Source organism: Rhodopseudomonas sp. BR0G17, from assembly GCF_010907025.1.
In the GTDB taxonomy this organism is placed as follows: domain Bacteria; phylum Pseudomonadota; class Alphaproteobacteria; order Rhizobiales; family Xanthobacteraceae; genus Rhodopseudomonas; species Rhodopseudomonas palustris_H.
Window position 1 is genome coordinate 1 of the sequence record NZ_QUML01000097.1, and the last position, 586, is coordinate 586.

Below are 586 nucleotides of genomic sequence, written 5' to 3' on the forward strand. Positions count from 1 at the left end.
TAAGGGACAGGGTCTACACCGGCAGCTATCAGGACTCGGTGGTCAAGGCGATCACCGCCGCCAAGGCCGGCAACGCCCCCGACATCGCAATCCTGCTGTCGACCGACATGTTCACGCTGATCGACAACGACCTGATCGAGCCGATCGACACGCTGGCCAAATCCGAAGCCGACCACGAGTGGCTGAAGGCGTTCTATCCGGCCTTCATGGAAAACAGCCAGACCGGCGGCCACACCTGGGGAATCCCGTTCCAACGCTCGACCATCGTGCAGTACTGGAACAAGGATGCCTTCAAGGCAGCCGGGCTGGATCCAGACAAGGCGCCTGGGAGCTGGGACGAGATGGTCGCGATGGGCAAGACCCTGACCAAGCGCGACGACTCCGGCACGGTGACGCAGTGGGGGCTCGAAATTCCATCCTCGGGCTTTCCTTACTGGCTGTTCCAGGCACTGACGACGCAGAACGGCGCCATCCTCGCCAATCCCGAAGGCACCAAGGTTGCCTACAACGATCCGAAGGTCGTCGAATCGGCGCAGTTCTTCGCCGATCTCAGCCGCAAATACGACGTGATGCCGAAGGGCATCAT

1 protein-coding gene is annotated in these 586 nt (G+C 61.3%); it reads left to right on the forward strand.

Features of this window, described 5'->3' with window-relative positions:
- On the forward strand, window positions 1-586 hold a 586-nt coding region (locus DY467_RS25360; protein ID WP_164639799.1), incomplete at both ends, for an extracellular solute-binding protein.